The sequence below is a fragment of the Pseudomonas sp. LS-2 genome (assembly GCF_003605735.1).
Lineage (GTDB): Bacteria > Pseudomonadota > Gammaproteobacteria > Pseudomonadales > Pseudomonadaceae > Aquipseudomonas.
This window is the reverse complement of record NZ_QXTJ01000015.1, coordinates 403,644-421,918: the sequence shown is the minus strand read 5'-3', so window position 1 is coordinate 421,918 and position 18,275 is coordinate 403,644. Positions and strand designations below refer to the sequence as shown.

Genomic DNA, 18,275 nt, shown 5'->3' with positions numbered 1-18,275 from the left:
TTTGACTGAGAGGATCTCTATGTCCCTGCGCGCTGCGCTGCTGCTGTGTTTTGCCACATTGCTGGTTGGTTGTGTTTCCACTGGCAACGTCGATCCGCTGAGTACCGGCAAGGGACGTGAAGAGGCTCGCCACGCCTATGTGCAGTTGGGCCTCGGTTATCTGCAGCAGGGCCAGATGGAGCGCGCCAAGGCGCCTTTGAAGAAAGCGCTTGAGCTGGACAGCTCCGACGCCGATGCCAACGCTGCATTGGGGTTGGTATTTCAGGCTGAGCTGGAGCCGGATCTGGCCAGTCAGTACTACACCAAAGCGTTGTCCTCCCGTCCCAAGGATGCACGCATCCTCAATAATTACGGTGGTTTTCTTTACGAGCAGAAGCGCTACAAGGAGGCTTACGAGCGATTTCAGCAGGCCGCCGATGATGACCTTTATGCTGAGCGGGCCAGGGTTTTCGAGAACCTGGGCATGACCTCATTGAAGCTGGGCAACCGCGATGCTGCGCGCGAAGAATTCACCAAGGCCTTGAGGCTTGATCGCCAACAACCGCGTGCTTTGCTGGAAATGGCTGAGTTGTCTTACGAAGACAGGCATTATGTGCCGGCGCGAGACTATTACGACCGTTTCAGCCAGCTTAGCGACCAGAATGCACGTAGTCTGTTGCTGGGTACGCGGTTGGCGAAGATTTATGACGATCGCAACAAGGCAGCCAGCTATGGCCTGCAACTAAAAAGACTCTATCCCGGTACGCCGGAATATCAGCAATACCTGTCGGAGCAATGATGAAAGCGGCGCATCCCGAAGTTGTAGCAGCCACTCGTACCAACCCTGGTGAAACGTTGCGCCAGGCACGCGAGAGCAAAAACTGGTCGCTGCCAGATGTGGCTTTGAGGCTGAACCTCACCGCGACCTCCCTCGGCTATGTGGAGTCGGGCGACTTTGACAAGCTTCCCGGCCATACCTTTGCCCGGGGCTACATTCGTGCCTACGCGAAACTGATGGGCCTGGACCAGGCAGAACTGGTCAGCCAGTTCGACCAGTACACCGGCACCGACGGCAAGGGCAGTAACGTGCATGCGTTGGGCCGTATCGAAGAGCCCGTGCGTCTGTCCCACAATATCCTGCGCATCGTCAGCCTGTTGCTGCTGGTCGCGCTGATTGGCGGTGGATTCGTCTGGTGGCAGGATCAGGCAACTCTGCGTGGCAAAGAGCCGGCCAGTCTGGGCATGGAACACGTTGAAGTGGAAAGCGCCGACGGCACCACGCAGATTCATCCGCTCGACGAGCCCGAAGATCAGGCTGTCGCCGAAGCGCAGAACAACACCGCGCCTCTGCCGCTCAATAACACGGAGCCCGACGCGCCAGCACCTGTGACGCCCGCTACGTCGACTGCAACGGCACCTGTCGCGGGTACGCCAGTGCCCGCGCCTGCTCATGGCACGCCAGCAACACCGGCAGCGCCAGCTCACTCCACACCGATGACTCCGGCCACTGCAGCAACTCCTGCGCCAGCGCCAGCTCCGGCACCTGCGCCGGCTGAAGCAGCGCCTGCTCCGGCAGGCTTCGGTCAGGTACAGATCCAGTTCACCGCCGATTGCTGGTTCCAGATCACTGACGGTAATGGCAAGGTGCTGACCAGCGGCCTCAAGCGTTCAGGCGACAGCGTGAATGTCAGTGGCAAACCGCCTCTGGCAGTGCGTCTGGGCGTAGCGCGTGCGGCACAGGTCAGCTACAACGGTCAGGCGGTGGACGTTACACCTTATACATCGGGCCAGACGGCTCGCATGAAGCTGGGGCAATAAGTCATGCACGGCGAATCTCCGATCAAACGTCGCGAATCTCGTAAAATCTGGGTCGGCTCCGTGCCGGTCGGCGGTGATGCGCCGATCGCGGTACAGAGCATGACCAACAGCGACACCAACGATGTCGCCGCCACCGTCGCCCAGATCAACCGCCTGGAAGCGGCTGGCGTGGACATCGTTCGCGTTTCCGTTCCGGACATGGACGCCGCCGAGGCGTTCGGGCGCATCAAGCAACTGGTCAAGGTTCCCCTGGTCGCTGACATCCATTTCGATTACAAGATCGCCCTTCGTGTGGCTGAGCTTGGCGTCGATTGCCTGCGCATCAATCCGGGCAACATCGGTCGCGAAGACCGCGTGCGCGCGGTGGTCGATGCGGCACGTGATCGCGGTATTCCAATCCGCATCGGCGTCAACGCCGGTTCCCTGGAAAAAGACCTGCAGAAGAAATACGGAGAGCCGACGCCAGCCGCATTGGTTGAGTCGGCCTTACGTCATGTCGAGCACCTCGACCGCCTGGATTTCCAGGACTTCAAAGTCAGCGTCAAGGCGTCCGACGTGTTCATGGCCGTCGAAGCGTATCGTCTGCTGGCCAAGCAAATCATCCAGCCATTGCACCTTGGCATCACCGAAGCAGGTGGTTTGCGTTCAGGCACAGTGAAATCGGCCGTCGGCCTAGGTATGCTGCTGGCCGAAGGAATCGGCGATACCATCCGTATCTCGCTGGCCGCCGATCCGGTCGAAGAAGTGAAAGTCGGTTACGACATCCTCAAGTCGCTGCACCTGCGTTCCCGTGGTATCAACTTCATCGCCTGCCCGAGCTGCTCGCGGCAGAACTTCGATGTGGTCAAGACCATGAACGAGCTGGAAGGGCGCCTTGAGGACTTGCTGGTTCCGCTCGATGTCGCGGTGATCGGTTGTGTGGTGAACGGTCCCGGCGAAGCCAAAGAGGCACATATCGGCCTCACCGGTGGCACGCCGAACCTGATCTACATCGACGGCAAACCGTCGCAGAAGCTGACCAATGACAATCTGGTGGACGAGCTGGAACGCTTGATTCGCGAGAAAGCGGCCGAGAAGGCCCAGGCCGACGCAGCGCTGATCGTTCGCGGCTAACCCAGTTTCCAAGGAATTTTTGTGAGTAAGTCTCTGCAAGCCATTCGTGGCATGAACGACATCCTGCCGGACCAGACGCCGCTGTGGCGCTATTTCGAAGGCACCGTATCGCGTTTGCTGGATAATTACGGTTATCGCCAGATTCGCATGCCGATCGTTGAGTTCACCGAGCTGTTCAAGCGCTCCATCGGCGAAGTCACCGACATCGTCGAGAAAGAAATGTACACCTTCGCCGACCGCAACGGCGACTCGCTGACCCTGCGCCCTGAAGGCACGGCCGCCTGCGTGCGCGCGGTGCTGGAACACGGCATCACCGGTGGCGGTCAGGTACAGAAACTGTGGTACATCGGTCCGATGTTCCGCCACGAGCGTCCGCAGAAAGGTCGTTATCGCCAGTTCCACCAGATCGGCTGTGAGGTTTTCAACCTTGACGGCCCGGATATCGACGCCGAACTGATCGTATTGACCTGGCGCCTGTGGGGCCTGCTGGGCATTCGTAATGCCGTCAAGCTCGAACTCAACAGCCTGGGCACCAGCGAGGCCCGTGGGCGCTATCGTGAGGCCCTGGTCGAGTATCTGTCGGCCCGTCTGGAGCAACTGGACGAAGACAGCCAGCGTCGTTTGAAAACCAACCCGCTGCGGGTGCTGGACACCAAGCATCCTGAAACCCAGGCCGTGCTGGTCGATGCGCCGAAGCTGGCGGACTATCTGGACGAAGAGTCCCGTGTTCACTTCGAGGGCCTCAAGGCGCGTCTCGATGCGGCCGGCATTCCTTACGTGATCAATCCGAAACTGGTTCGCGGCCTGGACTACTACAGCAAGACCGTTTTCGAATGGGTCACCGATCAGCTGGGGGCCCAAGGCACTGTCTGCGCGGGCGGCCGTTACGACGGTCTGGTGGAGCAGATGGGTGGCAAGCCGACCACGGGTGTGGGTTTTGCCATGGGCATCGAGCGCCTGGTTCTGCTGCTGGAAACCCTGGAACAGGTGCCGGAAGAGATTTCGCGCACGATCGACGTCTACGTCTGTGCATTCGGCGAGGCTGCAGAGCTGGCTGCGCTGGCGTTGTCAGAGCGTCTGCGTGATCAGGCGCCGAATCTGCGTCTGCAGGTCAATGCGGGTGCTGGCAGCTTCAAGAGCCAGTTCAAGAAGGCCGACAAGAGCGGCGCGCTGTATGCGCTGATCCTGGGAGACGAAGAACTGGCTCGCAAGGAAGTGGGCGTCAAGCCTCTGCGCGGTCAGGGCGAACAACAAAATATTGCCTGGGATGCTCTGTCTGAGCACCTGGCCACCTGCGTCGTGCAGGGTTGAAGCTGATAAACAGCCGAATTAGATAGGAGTATTGGGGTGTCGAGTACCGATGATGAACAGCTGGCAGCGGTAAAAGACTGGTGGCAGCGTAACGGCAAGCCCTTGGTCACCGGCGGTCTGCTCGCAGTGATCGTTGTGTTGGGCTGGCAAGCCTGGCACCGCTATCAGAACAACCAGGCCCAGGGTGCCTCGGCCCTGTACCAGCAGTTGCTGGAAACGGCGCTGACTCCAAGCGGCCAGGCCGATGCCGGTCGTGTGGCTGAAATCGCCGGCAAACTGAAAAGCGATTTTGGCGGCACTCCTTACGCCCAGTACGGCAGCCTGTTCGTGGCCAAGGTCGCGGTCGATACCGGTAAGCTGGACGACGCTGCAAGCGAGCTGAAAGCGGTCAACGACAAGCCGGCCAACCCGACGCTGGGCGAAATTGCCCGTCAACGTCTGGCTCGCGTGCTGGCAGCCCAGAACAAGGCAGAAGACGCGCTGAAACTGCTCGACGGCGATGCCGACAAGGCTTTCGCGGCCAGCCGTGAAGAGCTGCGCGGTGACCTGCTGGTTCAGCTGGGTCGTACCGACGATGCTTACGCTGCTTACAAAAAGGCCAAGGCTGCGCTTTCCGAGGAAGCGGCAGTGGGTGGCTTGCAAATGAAGCTCGACGATCTGGCGAAAGGGGATGCGTGACGTGATTCGTTGGAAACATGCAGCATTGCTGGCTCTGGCCATTCTGGCCGCGGGTTGCAGCAGCAACAGCAAAAAGGAATTGCCTCCGGCCGAGCTGACCGACTTCAAAGAAGAAGTGGTCCTGCAAAAGCTGTGGAGCCGCTCGGTCGGTGATGGTCAGGGCGACATCTATAACATGCTGGTTCCGGCTATCGACGGCGAGAACATCTACGCTGCCGATGCCAACGGTCTGGTCATGGCGATCAACCGCAGCAACGGTGACGTGGTCTGGAAAAAGGAGCTTGAGCAGCCTGTTTCCGGTGCCGTCGGCGTAGGCTTCGGCATGGTCATGCTGGGCACCCTCCGTGGCGAGGTCATCGTTCTTGACGAGGCCACTGGCGAACAGAAGTGGAAGGCCAAGGCCACCAGTGAAGTGCTGTCGTCTCCGGCAACCAACGGCGATGTCGTGGTTGCCCAGACTCAGGATGACAAGGTCATCGGTTACGATGCCGCCACGGGTGATCAGCGCTGGATCTACGACAGCAGTCCTGCGGTTCTGACCCTGCGCGGTACTGGCGCACCAATCGTCACCAATCAACTGGCCGTTGCAGGCCTGTCGACTGGCAAGGTCGTGGCACTGGACATCAGCAACGGCGTGCCTGTCTGGGAGCAACGCGTTGCGATTCCGCAAGGCCGTTCCGAGCTGGATCGTGTCGTCGACATCGACGGCGGCCTGCTGTTATCGGGCACCACCCTGTACGTCGCGACTTACCAGGGGCGCGTAGCAGGTCTTGAACTGCAGAGCGGGCGTGTCCTGTGGCAGCGTGATGCGTCGAGCTACTCGGGCGTTGCCCAGGGCTTCGGCAGCGTTTACGTTTCGCTGGCAAACGGCACCGTGGAAGGCGTCGATGAGCGTTCGTCCACCGCGCTGTGGAGCAACGATTCGCTGGCCCGTCGTCAACTGGGTTCGCCGGAAGTGTTCTCCAGCTACGTAGCCGTCGGTGACATGGAAGGCTATCTGCATCTGCTGAGTCAGGTCGACGGTCATTTCGTTGGCCGTGAAAAGATCGACAGTGACGGCCTGCGTGCCCGTCCACTGGTGTCGGGCAACACCATTTACGTCTTCGGCAACAGCGGCAAGCTGGAAGCCCTGACGATCAAGTAGTGGCTGTCTATGCTTGAGGAGGCCAGTGAATCGGCTTTCCTCGGGCGGCCCCGCTCTGACGGGGCTTGCGGCACTTAGGGTGCCGCTCCGAACTCCGGCCGCTGCCTTGCAGCGGCTTTTGTATTTTCTGAAATAACGAAGTGGAGAGCCGCATGGTTCCCGTAATCGCCCTGGTGGGTCGACCGAACGTCGGCAAGTCCACCTTGTTCAACCGCCTGACCAGGACTCGCGACGCCATCGTCGGCGACTTGTCCGGTCTGACCCGTGATCGCCAATACGGTGAGGCCAAGTGGCAAGGGCGTACCTACATCCTGATCGACACCGGCGGTATCTCCGGTGATGAACACGGCATGGACGAAAAGATGGCAGAGCAGTCGCTGCTGGCCATCGAAGAAGCCGATGTCGTGCTGTTCCTGGTAGACGCCAAAGCCGGCTTCACCGCCGCCGACCAGATGATTGGCGAGCACCTGCGCAAGCGCAACAAGACCTCGTACGTGGTCGCCAACAAGGTCGATAACATCGACCCTGACATGGCACGCGCCGAGTTCGCTCCGCTGGGCATGGGCGACGCGATTCCAGTCGCCGGTGCGCATGGTCGCGGCATCACGCAGATGCTGGAAATCGCTCTGCGCGAATTCCCCAAAGACGCTGATGAAGTGGAAGAGGGCGAGGAAGAAGACGTCGCCGAAGGTGAGGAAGCCAAGCGCATTCCAGGCCCGAGCGAGAAGGACGGCATCAAAATCGCCATCATCGGACGACCCAACGTCGGCAAGTCGACGCTGGTCAACCGCATGCTTGGCGAAGACCGCGTCATCGTCTACGACCAGCCAGGCACCACGCGCGACAGTATCTACATCCCGTTCGAGCGCAACGACGAGAAGTACACGCTGATCGACACCGCCGGTGTGCGCAAGCGCGGCAAGATCCACGAGGAAGTCGAAAAGTTCTCGGTAGTCAAAACCCTGCAAGCGATCAAAGACGCCAACGTGGTGATCTTCGTCATGGACGCCCGCGAAGGCGTGGTCGATCACGACCTCAACCTGCTGGGCTTTGCTCTGGAAGCCGGTCGTGCGCTGGTTATCGCGCTGAACAAGTGGGACGGCATGGTGCCGAGCGAGCGCGACTACGTGAAGACCGAGCTTGAGCGTCGGTTGTTCTTCGTCGACTTCGCGGACATTCACTTCATTTCCGCGCTGCACGGCACGGGCGTCGGCAACCTCTACCAGTCGGTTCAGAACTCGTTCAAGTCCGCGGTCACCCGCTGGCCCACCAGCCGTCTGACCCAGATCCTCGAAGACGCGGTCACTGAACACCAGCCGCCGATGGTCAACAGTCGTCGGATCAAGCTGCGCTACGCTCACCTGGGTGGCGCCAACCCGCCGATCATCGTGATCCACGGCAACCAGGTCGAGCGCGTACCGAAGTCGTACGTGCGTTACCTCGAAAACACCTATCGTCGCGTGCTCAAGCTGGTCGGTACGCCGATTCGCATCGAGTTCAAAGGCGGAGATAACCCGTACGAAGGCAACAAGAACACGCTGACAGATCGCCAGGTCAACAAGAAGCGTCGCTTGATGTCGCACCACAAGAAAGCCGAGAAGAAGCGCAAGGACAAGCGCTGATTCTGTAACGGTCTTTCTTCGAAAAAGGCGCCAATGGCGCCTTTTTTTGTGCCGGACATCTGGGCTATCCTGCGAGACCCCGTGCCGTTCTGGAGCCGGGTGTGAAGCAGGAAAACCCTATGATCACCAGCAAATTGCCGAACGTTGGCACCACCATCTTCACCGTGATGTCCCAGCTTGCAGCCGAAACCGGTGCAATCAATCTTTCTCAGGGTTTTCCCGATTTCGACGGCCCCGACGCGCTGCGCGAGGCCCTCTGCCGCCACACCATGGACGGCCACAATCAATACGCGCCAATGACCGGCTTGCCGGCGCTGCGTGAGCAGGTTGCCGCCAAGATCGCCCGTTCTTACGGGCGTCAGGTCGACATGAACGCCGAGGTCACCATCACCCCCGGTGCCACCCATGCCATCTTCTGCGCGATCCAGACCGTGGTGCGGGCGGGTGACGAAGTCATCGTCTTCGATCCAAGTTACGACAGCTACGAGCCTTCGGTTGAACTGGCCGGCGGCCGCTGTGTGCATGTGCAGCTCAAGGATGGCGACTTCTCCATCGACTGGGAGAAGTTCAGCGCTGCGCTGAGTCCGCGGACCCGCATGGTGATCATCAACACGCCGCACAACCCCAGTGGTGCGCTGATCACTCGCAGCGAGCTGGATCAATTGGCAGCATTGATCCGTGATCGCGACATCTATCTGGTCAGCGATGAAGTGTACGAGCACCTGGTGTTCGATGGCGTCAAGCATGCCAGCGTCCTGGCCCACGAAGAGTTGTATGAGCGCGCCTTTGTGGTCAGCTCGTTCGGCAAGACCTACCACGTCACCGGCTGGAAAACCGGCTATCTGGTCGCGCCCCCCGCGCTGACTGCCGAGATGCGCAAGATCCACCAATTCGTAGGTTTCTGTGGCGTGACGCCGCTGCAATGGGCGCTGGCCGATTTCATGGCCGCGTGTCCCGAGCATGTCGAGGAGTTGCCCGCGTTCTACCAGGCCAAGCGTGATTTCTTCTGCGATCGCCTGGAGTCATCGCGTTTCACCTTCACGCGCGCGTCGGGCACCTACTTCCAGTTGGTCGATTATTCGCAGATTCGCCCCGACCTCAACGACGTCGACATGTCCCTGTGGATGACCCGCGAACATGGCGTGGCGAGCATTCCGATTTCAGTGTTTTACCAGAGCCCGCCTGAAGGCCAGCGCATCATTCGCCTGTGCTTTCCAAAGCGAGAGGAGACGTTGCGTCAGGCAGCGGAAAAACTATGCGCGATCTGAGCAACTTGTCGAATCTGAACATCGCGCTGGTGCAGACCACGCTGGTCTGGCACGACTGCAAGGCCAACCATGCGCACTTCGAGGAATTGCTGGAGCAAGCGCAAGGCGCCGATCTGGTGATTCTGCCGGAGATGTTCACCACCGGTTTCTCGATGGATTCCGAAACCCTCGCCGAGCCGGAAAACGGCGTCACGTCCAAGTGGCTGCTGGCGCAGGCCAAACGCATCAACGCGGTCGTGACCGGCAGTGTGATCATTCGAGCGGCGGACGGCAGTCACCGAAATCGCCTGCTGTGGGCCCGTCCCGACGGCGATTTGTTGCATTACGACAAACGTCACCTGTTCCGCATGGCGGGCGAGCACGAGCATTACAGCCCGGGCGAACGTCAGGTCCAGTTTGAACTCAAGGGTTGGCGAATTCGCCCGCTGATTTGTTATGACCTGCGGTTCCCAGTGTGGAGTCGCGGCGCGCATGACACCGATCTGCTGTTGTACACGGCGAATTGGCCTGGGGCCCGTCGTCAGCACTGGAACCGCTTGTTGCCGGCGCGGGCCATCGAAAATCTGTGCTATGTCGCAGCCGTCAACCGCATTGGCACGGACGGCAAGGGTTTTGCCTACACCGGAGACAGTCAGGTGCTGGACTTCCAGGGCGAGAGCCTGCTGAACATTGGCGAAGCCGATGGTGTATTTCATGTCAGCCTGTCTGCCGAAAGCCTGTCGGCGTACCGGCAGAAATTCCCGGCATATCTCGACGCTGATACATTCGAGATACACTAAGTTCATAGAGTTTGCAGGGGGCGGGGTCGATAGCGTTGTACCAATACAGGAGATCGGTATGACCACCATCAACGCGTCCTCACTTACTTCTTACTCGAGCAGCTTCACTGTTGCGGTCAAGAAAGACACCACGACCGCCACGTCTGACAGCGACGACACCTCGACCACCGCAGCCGCTGCAACCACCTCTGCATCCGGTACGACCGCTGCTGGCGGCGCAGGTGGCGCCGGCGGAGCGGGTGGCACTTCTGATTCCTCCAGCGAAAGCGAGCAGGCCATCGAGAAGCTGGAGCAGCAGATCAAGGAAACCGAAAAGCGCCTGCAGGAACAAGAGCAGCAACTGGCTGCCGCTCAGGCCGGCAAAGGCTCGGATGAAGAGAAATCCCAACGGGTCATGGCGATCCAGGGGCAGATTTCCACCACCACTGCCAGCCTCGCGACGCAGGAAGCCGCGCTGGTACAACTGCAAAAATCCGGCAGCATCAACACCACCGCCTGACAATCCCGTCGAATCCGCTCCATGGCTCAGCCCGTGGAGCGGTTTTGCGTGCGTGAAGGGATGAACTTCAGTTCTTTGTAAGCTGGCCGATACAAAGGCACTAAACAAGGAGTTCATCATGACCACGATCAATACGACTTCGTTGAGTACCTACTCCAGCGCGTTTTCCGTTGGCTTCAAGAACGACGAATCCACCAAGAGCGACGCCACAACGGCCAGCGTGAACCTGCGCGGCAACGTCTACGAAGAGCCGAAGGCGGCGGGGGCGAGCAAGTCCGAAGGCGGGGGCACGCCGCGCGAGCAAGCAATCAAGCAGTTGCAAGAGCAGATCAAACAGACCCAGAAGATGCTTGAGCAACAGCAGCAGCAATTGGCTGCCGCTCAAAGCAGCAAGGCACCTGAGCAAGAGAAGGCGGCTCAGGTGATGGCGATCCAGCAGCAGATCTCCGGAACCATGGCGCAATTGGGCGCCCAGCAGGCTTCGTTGATGGAGTTGATGAAGGGCAGCGTCAATACCACTGCCTGACCCATCCCGCTCCAATGAAAAGGCCCTGAAGCGTCTGCTTCAGGGCCTTTTGATATCCAGTCAAACACGCTCTCTGTAGCAGCTTGCCGGCGGTGGCGCATTTGAGATCGCTGCCTCCGGCAATTCGGACCGTTAGAGGTTTAACCTATCGATCAAGCAGCTTCGGCGGCGGCATCTGCCTGCAACAGCGCACGGTTCAGCGCGCTGAACAGGGCCTTGAAGCTGGCGGTGGTGATGTTTTCATCGATGCCCACGCCATGTACCGCCCGCCCGCCATCCACACGCAGTTCGATGTAGGCAGCGGCCTTGGCCGTGGTGCCTGCGCCAATGGCATGCTCGTTGTAGTCCATGATTTCAGCCTTGACCGGCAGGCCGGCAACCAGAGCTTCCAGCGCACCATTGCCTTTGCCGCGCCAGTGCAGATTGCTCTCACCGTCGCCCTTGGCGGCAACTTCGACTTCCACGGCGCTGTGGCCGTTTTCTTCCTGCAAACGATGGCTGACCAGTGCATAAGGCTTGTTGGCTTGCAGGTATTCACGCTTGAACAGCGAGTAGATCTGCTCGGCGGTCATCTCCAGGCCCAGACGGTCGGTTTCACCCTGAACCACCTGGCTGAACTCGATCTGCATGCGACGTGGCAGCGAAATGCCGTATTCCTGTTCGAGCAGGTAGGTAATACCGCCCTTGCCGGACTGGCTGTTCACGCGAATGACAGCCTCATAGCTGCGGCCGATGTCTGCCGGGTCGATGGGCAGGTAAGGCACTTCCCACAGCGTGCCTTCCTTCTGCTGGCTAAAGCCCTTGCGGATGGCGTCCTGGTGCGAGCCAGAGAAGGCGGTGTGAACCAGATCGCCGACATACGGATGACGTGGGTGGACCGGAATCTGGTTGCACTCCTCGACGACCTTGCGCACGCCGTCGATGTCGGAGAAGTCCAGTTGCGGGTTCAGGCCCTGGGTGTACATGTTCAGAGCGACGGTGACCAGGTCAACGTTACCGGTGCGCTCGCCGTTGCCGAACAGGCAGCCTTCGACGCGATCTGCACCGGCCATCAGGCCCAGTTCGGTTGCGGCAACGCCAGTGCCACGGTCGTTGTGCGTGTGCAGGCTGATGATCACGCTGTCACGGCGGCTGATGTTGCGGCAGAACCACTCGATCTGGTCGGCGTAGATGTTCGGCGTCGCCACCTCAACGGTAGCCGGCAGGTTGAGAATGACTTTGTTCTGCGGTGTGGCGTTCCAGACTTCGATCACCGCGTCGCAGACTTCTTTGGCGAAATCCAGTTCGGTGGCGCTGAAGGTTTCAGGCGAGTATTCGAACTGCCATTGGGTTTCTGGCTGTTGCGCTGCGTATTTGACGAACAGCTTGGCAGCGTTGACCGCGATGGCCTTGATGCCGTCCTTGTCCTGATTGAAGACGATGCGACGGAAAGAAGGGGAGGTCGCGTTGTACAGGTGGACGATGGCTTTCTTGGCGCCACGCAGGGATTCAAAGGTGCGGGCGATGAGGTCTTCACGGCCTTGGGTCAGCACCTGAATCGTGGTGTCGTCCGGAATGTGGCCATCTTCGATCAGCGTTCGCACGAAATCGAAGTCGGTCTGCGATGCCGCCGGGAACGAGGCTTCGATTTCCTTCACGCCGACCTGCACCAGGGTTTTCCAGAAGCGCAGCTTCTTGACCGCATCCATCGGCTCGATCAGCGACTGGTTACCGTCACGCAGGTCGGAACTGCACCAGATCGGCACTTCGGTAATGGTCTTGGAAGGCCAGGTACGGTCAGGCAGGTCGATGACAGGAAACGCGCGGTACTTCTGCGAGGGATCTTTGAGCATGGTCATGTGAATAATCCTTTTTGTATTCAGGGCCGAAAGAAGGCGGCCAGCCGTTTAATACGAAGTGTAGCGTCGAGGCACCGCGTTTGAGCCTGGCAGTCGTGCACTGACGAGACTGAGGCAGCGGTGTTGACGCAGCAGGATGAGGTTCTGAGAGGCTTTCATGTGTCCAACCGTAACCAATGAGGTGAAAGGTGGCAAGTAGTTGGAAAAAATTGGGAGAAGATTTCAAAAGCACTTAAATAGAGATATTTATCGGCTGTTGATCTCATTTTTGCGAGATTTTATTGTTGGGCTGTTTGCATCTACGCAACTCGGGCAAGCGCGCTCCTACAGGATTCTGCCTTGCGCTCTCAGCCGCTACGGCTGAAACGCATTGATAAAGATCGCAGGATCGACCCGCGCATCGTTCAGGCTGACGTTCCAGTGCATATGCGGGCCGGTGGCGCGGCCTGTCGAACCAACACGCCCGACCACTCCGCCCCGTGGCACGGTATCGCCGACTTTTACGTCGATCTTCGACATGTGGCAGAACATGCTGATAAAGCCTTGCCCGTGGTCGACGAACACCGTGTTGCCATTGAAGAAGTAGTTGCCGATCAGAATGACCTTGCCCGCCGCAGGCGATTTGATCGGCGTTCCCGCCGGAACCGCGAAGTCCAGGCCCGCGTGAGGATTGCGTTCTTCGCCATTGAAGAAACGGCGCACACCGAACTTGCTGGACAGCGGGCCATTCACCGGTTTATCCAGCAGCAGATTGCTCGGCGTACCCGGCGTGAAGCTGCGATAGGCGCGAACCTGCACGTCCAGTTCCTGTTCGATGCGTTTCAGGTCGTCCGGGTTCGGATTGACCTGACGCTGGTTTTTCAGCGTGATGTGCTGCTCAGGGTACTTCTTGCTCCCTACGGTAAACGGCAGATTGCGACCGCCGCTGTTCACCTGTTGCGAGGTGCCGGGTTTGATCGTCAGCGGAATACCCACGATCGCCAGCCAGCGCGCGTCCTGATCCTTGACCACCAACACCGGCTTGCCTTGCCATGTCGCTTTCGGCGCCTGGTTGGCAGGACCGAGATCCACGACGGCCACGCCGCCCGGCACCGGCTTGTTCAGCAGCCGCGAAATGTAGCTGTCGGCATGGGCGGGCAGCATCACGCACAGGGCCAGTGCAGCGCCGGCCAGAGAACGGAAAATAAAAGGCAGCATTGATCAGTCCAGAAGAGAAAGGGTGACGGGCGTCAGGTGATTGTCTTCGACGCGTACTTGCAACTCGCCCTCGGCAAGTCGAGCCGTCAGACGCTGACCTGTGTGGGTCTGTTCCGCCGCGCGAATCGCCTTGCCGCGCTCATCCAGCAGAATGCTGTAGCCGCGACCAAGGGTTGCCAGCGGGCTCACCACGTTCAGGGTCTGGACCTGACTTTGCAGCTGTAAACGGCGGGTCTTGAGGTTCTCCTTGATCGCACGGGGCAAGCGTTCGGCCAGCACATCCAGGCGCTGACGCAGGAAAGCCAGTGTACGACCGGGGTGTTGGGCAGCCAGACGGCTCTCCAGATGATTCATGCGCACCTGGCGTTTGTGCATCTGTTGCTCGAAGGCCCGCCGCAAGCGCATGTCCAGATCGTCGAGGCGTTGCGCGCGCTGGCGTAGACGCTCGCCGGGATGACGCAAACGCCGGGAAATACCGTCCAGCCGCAACTGTTCGCGCATCAGCCGGTCCTGCATGCGGCTGATCAACCGCCGTTGCAGGCTTTCTACGCGCCGGTGCAGGTCGCTTGAGTCAGGTGCCAGCAGCTCTGCGGCAGCGGAAGGCGTCGGGGCGCGGACGTCGGCGACGAAGTCACTGATGGAAACATCGGTTTCGTGCCCCACCGCGCTGACGATAGGTGTCACGCAGGCATCGATGGCGCGCGCCACGGCTTCTTCATTGAAACACCAGAGATCTTCCAGCGAGCCGCCCCCACGGGCGAGAATCAATGCGTCGAAGCCACGGGAGTCGGCGAGCTTCAGCGCTCGCACGATCTGGTTGATCGCTTCACGACCCTGCACGGCGGTCGGAATCAGTGTCAGTTCGACTTGCGGCGCGCGGCGTCGGAACACGCTGATGATGTCGCGAATTACCGCCCCGGTAGGCGAACTGATGATCCCGATGCGTTGCGGGTGCAAGGGCAGGGCAACCTTGCGCTCGGCACTGAACAGGCCTTCGGCGCTGAGTTTTTCCTTCAAGGCATCGAAGGCCAATCGCAGCGCACCATCACCAGCGGGTTCGACGGTATCGAGGATCAGCTGATAGTCGCCACGGCCTTCGAACAACGAAACCTTGCCGCGCACCTTGACTGCCAGACCGTCTTTCAGCGCTTGGCGAACCCGAGCCGCGTTGCTGCGAAACAGCGCGCAGCGCACTTGGGCGCCGGTGTCCTTCAGCGTGAAATAAACGTGGCCCGAGGCAGGGCGGGACAGGTTGGAAATTTCCCCCTCGACCCAGATGCTGGAGAAAACGTCCTCCAGCAGCACGCGCGCGCGGCCGTTGAGCTGGCTGACAGTAAGGACTTCCCGGTCGAGGCCGAGTCTTGCGAAGGGGTCTTTGATCATGGCAGGCATGATAAAGGCATTGGGGCACGCTGTCGTGTCCGCGAGTTCGAGTATGCTGTGCCGCTTTTGCCCATCCATGGAGGAAAAATGCTCGCTACCTTTGCCGACCTTTCAGCGGCCTTCAACCAGTTGGGGCTGACACCGCTCGATTGGCTCTTTATAGAAGGCGGCATGATTGCGGCCTATCTGGTGTTCGCCATCGCCGGTTTTGGCACAGCGCTGGTTGCGGGGCCGGTTCTGATTCACTTCATGCCGCTGTCACGGATCATCCCGCTGCTGGTCATGCTGGATTTCCTCGCAGCATTCAGTCACCTACTGCCGTCGCGGCAATCGGTGGTCCGCTCGGAGCTGCTGAGGATGGTGCCGTGCATGGCGGTCGGCTGTACGCTGGGCGTGTTGTTTCTGCTCAATCTCAAGTCCGATGTGCTGCTGCTGTTGATGGGCCTGTTTCTGATCGGCTATTCGATCTACAGCCTGGCGGTAAAAGTGCGCCCGACCCAACTGTCGGCAGGCTGGTCGATTCCAATGGGCACCGTGGGCGGCCTGTTCGGTGCACTGTTCGGCAGTGGCGGCTTTTTATATGCGATCTACCTCAACGGTCGCTTGGCCGACAAGACCCAGGCCCGCGCCACGCAAAACGCCCTCATCAGTTGCAGCACCATCGTGCGTCTTAGCTTGTTCGTGATCACTGGGGTTTATGCACAGATCTCCCTGTTACTGCTAGCAGTCTGTCTGCTGCCTGCGATGATTGTCGGCTCGTGGATCGGTCGCCTTCTGGTTATGCGCCTGTCACGGGAGATGTTCGTGCGCCTGGTGACCTGGATGGTACTGATAAGCGGGATCACGCTCATCGCTCGCTACCTCGCCGGCTGAAAGCCATACTTGACGTGGTTGACGGTGGTATTAAGCTGCCGCCCCCGATCCAGCGTCAGTCAGGCCCCTCATGAACACCCAAAGCATCATCGTCCCGCAAATCTCCAGCTTTCCTGCGCATGAAGCGAAGGCACGGACGATCCTGCGCTGGCTGGTGAAACTGAATGTGGTCGAGGAGTCGCTGACCACCTGCGGGCGCAGTTTCAATCGAATGGCCTACGCAATTGCGCCCGGTGCGCGTCGCTTCGTCGAAAACCCTGAAGCCCTGCCTTACGGTCAGCCGGTCAATGGCCTGGAGATCGTGCTCAAACGCTGCATCTATACGCCGCAGCAGGGTTTCAAAGAGGAGGCCGGTTGCCCTGAGTGTCGACGTGAAATCGGTGAGGCACTGTTCGACAGTCTTGAAGAATGGATGCCCGGCCATACCGACAACTTCATGTGCCCCGAATGCCGTCACGAGGACGACATCAACGGCTTTCTGTTTCTCGATCCGTGCGGGTTTTCCAATCTGGGGTTTATCTTCAACGACTGGCTGGATGCCGGGTTCAAGCCTGGCTTCGTGGAAGAGTTCGCCGGACGTCTGGATCGGCCGGTGTCCTTCGTCAAAGTCCGCTTATAAAGACGAATCCGCGCGATAGAGTTTCTACATCGCGATGATTATCAAATAGCCTGATCTTTACATTGAGCAAGGGCAGGTGTCTGGGTATAATGGCGCGCTTCCATTTTCCCGCTCGGGAGCCCAGCGATGCTGCGTATCAGCCAAGAAGCCCTTACATTCGACGACATTCTCCTTGTGCCCGGTTATTCCGAGGTGCTTCCCAACGAAGTCAGTCTGAAAACCCGATTGACCCGTGGCATCGAACTGAACATCCCCCTCATTTCCGCCGCTATGGACACCGTTACCGAAGCCCGTCTGGCAATCGCCATGGCTCAGGAAGGCGGCATCGGCATCATCCACAAGAACATGACCATCGAGCAGCAAGCTGCCGAAGTGCGCAAGGTCAAGAAGTTCGAAGCGGGTGTGGTCAAGGATCCGATCACCATCGAGGCTGACGCCACCGTTCGCGATCTGTTCGAACTGACCCGTCAACACAACATTTCCGGCGTGCCGGTCCTGCATGATGGCGAGCTCGTCGGCATCGTGACCTCCCGCGACGTGCGTTTCGAAAACCGTCTGGAAGCCACCGTTCGTGAAGTGATGACGCCTAAAGAGCGTCTGGTCACTGTTCGCGAAGGCGCCGACAAGTACGAAGTCCGCGACCTGCTGCACAAACACCGTCTCGAAAAAGTCCTGATTGTCGACGAGAAGTTCGCGCTCAAGGGCATGATGACCGTCAAGGACATCGAAAAATCCAAAGCCTACCCACTCGCCAGCAAGGACGATCAAGGTCGTCTGCGTGTTGGCGCTGCGGTCGGTACCGGTAAAGACACCGGCGAGCGAGTCAGCGCCCTGGTCGCTGCCGGCGTTGACGTCATCGTCGTCGACACCGCGCACGGTCATTCCAAAGGCGTGATCGACCGCGTTCGCTGGGTCAAGCAGAACTTCCCTGACGTACAGGTCATCGGCGGCAACATCGCGACCGGAGCGGCTGCTCGCGCGCTGGTCGAGGCGGGCGCTGACGGCGTCAAGGTCGGTATCGGCCCTGGCTCCATCTGCACCACCCGTATCGTTGCAGGCGTCGGCGTTCCGCAGATCAGCGCAATCGCCAACGTTGCCGCAGCGCTGGAAGGCACCGACGTTCCCCTGATCGCCGACGGTGGCATCCGTTTCTCCGGTGACCTGTCCAAGGCCATCGTTGCCGGTGCCTACAGTGTGATGATGGGCTCGATGTTCGCCGGTACCGAAGAGGCGCCGGGTGAAATCGAGCTCTTCCAGGGCCGTTCCTACAAAGCGTACCGTGGCATGGGTTCGCTGGGTGCGATGTCCCAGGCGCAAGGCTCCTCTGATCGGTACTTCCAGGATTCGTCCGAGGGCGCCGAGAAACTGGTACCGGAAGGTATCGAAGGTCGCGTGGCTTACAAGGGTTCGCTGGCGGCCATCATCCATCAACTGATGGGTGGTCTGCGCTCCTCCATGGGCTATACCGGCAGTGCCGATATTCAGGAAATGCGCACCAAGCCTGAATTCGTCCGCATCACCGGCGCCGGCATGGCCGAGTCTCACGTCCACGACGTGCAGATCACCAAGGAAGCGCCGAACTATCGCGTAGGTTGATCCGAAATGCGCCTGATAAACCGGGCGCGTTT

At 59.7% G+C, this 18,275-nt stretch carries 17 protein-coding genes; 14 read left to right on the top strand and 3 right to left on the bottom strand.

The features are described from left to right. Positions 1 to 19: 19 nt before the first annotated feature. From pilW to D3M70_RS32995, 11 genes are all read left to right on the top strand, one after another. Positions 20 to 778, top strand: a complete 759-nt coding sequence (pilW, locus tag D3M70_RS10210; RefSeq protein ID WP_120125637.1) for a type IV pilus biogenesis/stability protein PilW — start codon at positions 20 to 22, stop codon at positions 776 to 778. Continuing rightward, positions 778 to 1,797, top strand: a complete 1,020-nt coding sequence (locus D3M70_RS10205) for a RodZ family helix-turn-helix domain-containing protein (RefSeq protein WP_120125636.1) — start codon at positions 778 to 780, stop codon at positions 1,795 to 1,797. Before pilW ends, D3M70_RS10205 begins: the two co-directional genes overlap by 1 nt. A gap of 3 nt (positions 1,798 to 1,800) precedes the next feature. Then, on the top strand, positions 1,801 to 2,910 hold the full coding sequence (gene ispG, locus D3M70_RS10200) for a flavodoxin-dependent (E)-4-hydroxy-3-methylbut-2-enyl-diphosphate synthase (protein WP_120125635.1): 1,110 nt from the start codon (positions 1,801 to 1,803) through the stop codon (positions 2,908 to 2,910). 21 nt (positions 2,911 to 2,931) lie between these two features. Further along, on the top strand, positions 2,932 to 4,221 hold the full coding sequence (gene hisS, locus D3M70_RS10195; RefSeq protein ID WP_120125634.1) for a histidine--tRNA ligase: 1,290 nt from the start codon (positions 2,932 to 2,934) through the stop codon (positions 4,219 to 4,221). A gap of 36 nt (positions 4,222 to 4,257) precedes the next feature. Continuing rightward, positions 4,258 to 4,899 carry a YfgM family protein gene (locus D3M70_RS10190; RefSeq protein WP_120125633.1) on the top strand — a complete coding sequence of 214 codons (642 nt, stop codon included), beginning with the start codon at positions 4,258 to 4,260 and terminating at the stop codon, positions 4,897 to 4,899. Further along, positions 4,892 to 6,043, top strand: coding sequence for an outer membrane protein assembly factor BamB (gene bamB, locus D3M70_RS10185; protein ID WP_120125632.1), 1,152 nt, complete (start codon positions 4,892 to 4,894; stop codon positions 6,041 to 6,043). Before D3M70_RS10190 ends, bamB begins: the two co-directional genes overlap by 8 nt. A 152-nt stretch (positions 6,044 to 6,195) precedes the next feature. Continuing rightward, positions 6,196 to 7,665, top strand: coding sequence for a ribosome biogenesis GTPase Der (gene der / locus D3M70_RS10180; RefSeq protein ID WP_120125631.1), 1,470 nt, complete (start codon positions 6,196 to 6,198; stop codon positions 7,663 to 7,665). A 119-nt stretch (positions 7,666 to 7,784) separates the two neighbouring features. Further along, positions 7,785 to 8,933, top strand: a complete 1,149-nt coding sequence (locus D3M70_RS10175; RefSeq protein ID WP_120125630.1) for a pyridoxal phosphate-dependent aminotransferase — start codon at positions 7,785 to 7,787, stop codon at positions 8,931 to 8,933. Next, the gene (locus D3M70_RS10170; RefSeq protein WP_120125629.1) at positions 8,921 to 9,712 is read left to right on the top strand and encodes an amidohydrolase; all 792 of its coding nucleotides are present in this window, start codon (positions 8,921 to 8,923) and stop codon (positions 9,710 to 9,712) included. The genes D3M70_RS10175 and D3M70_RS10170 overlap by 13 nt, the downstream gene beginning before the upstream one ends. Positions 9,713 to 9,770: 58 nt before the next feature. Continuing rightward, positions 9,771 to 10,211 carry a hypothetical protein gene (locus tag D3M70_RS10165; RefSeq protein ID WP_120125628.1) on the top strand — a complete coding sequence of 147 codons (441 nt, stop codon included), beginning with the start codon at positions 9,771 to 9,773 and terminating at the stop codon, positions 10,209 to 10,211. A gap of 118 nt (positions 10,212 to 10,329) precedes the next feature. After that, a complete protein-coding gene (locus D3M70_RS32995) occupies positions 10,330 to 10,737 on the top strand; it encodes a hypothetical protein (protein ID WP_256659790.1) in 408 nt (135 codons plus the stop codon). 152 nt (positions 10,738 to 10,889) lie between these two features. Here the strand turns inward: D3M70_RS32995 and leuA are convergent, their stop codons facing one another. From leuA to xseA, 3 genes are all read right to left on the bottom strand, one after another. Further along, a complete protein-coding gene (gene leuA / locus D3M70_RS10155; RefSeq protein ID WP_120125627.1) occupies positions 10,890 to 12,575 on the bottom strand; it encodes a 2-isopropylmalate synthase in 1,686 nt (561 codons plus the stop codon). A 354-nt stretch (positions 12,576 to 12,929) separates the two neighbouring features. Further along, the gene (locus D3M70_RS10150) at positions 12,930 to 13,772 is read right to left on the bottom strand and encodes a peptidoglycan DD-metalloendopeptidase family protein (protein WP_120125626.1); all 843 of its coding nucleotides are present in this window, start codon (positions 13,770 to 13,772) and stop codon (positions 12,930 to 12,932) included. A 3-nt stretch (positions 13,773 to 13,775) separates the two neighbouring features. Next, positions 13,776 to 15,155 (bottom strand): exodeoxyribonuclease VII large subunit, encoded by a 1,380-nt coding sequence (gene xseA / locus D3M70_RS10145; RefSeq protein ID WP_165869772.1) that lies wholly within the window; start codon positions 15,153 to 15,155, stop codon positions 13,776 to 13,778. A gap of 87 nt (positions 15,156 to 15,242) precedes the next feature. Here xseA and D3M70_RS10140 point away from each other — a divergent pair, with 87 nt between their 5' ends. The 3 genes from D3M70_RS10140 (at position 15,243) to guaB (ending at position 18,243) form a co-directional block, all read left to right on the top strand. Next, entirely contained in the window at positions 15,243 to 16,028 is a 786-nt protein-coding gene (locus tag D3M70_RS10140) for a sulfite exporter TauE/SafE family protein (RefSeq protein ID WP_120125625.1), read from the top strand. 70 nt (positions 16,029 to 16,098) lie between these two features. Continuing rightward, positions 16,099 to 16,647 (top strand): sugar ABC transporter ATPase, encoded by a 549-nt coding sequence (locus tag D3M70_RS10135; RefSeq protein ID WP_120125624.1) that lies wholly within the window; start codon positions 16,099 to 16,101, stop codon positions 16,645 to 16,647. A gap of 126 nt (positions 16,648 to 16,773) precedes the next feature. Further along, complete coding sequence (gene guaB, locus D3M70_RS10130; protein ID WP_120125623.1) at positions 16,774 to 18,243, top strand: IMP dehydrogenase; 1,470 nt, start codon at positions 16,774 to 16,776, stop codon at positions 18,241 to 18,243. Positions 18,244 to 18,275: the final 32 nt, after the last annotated feature.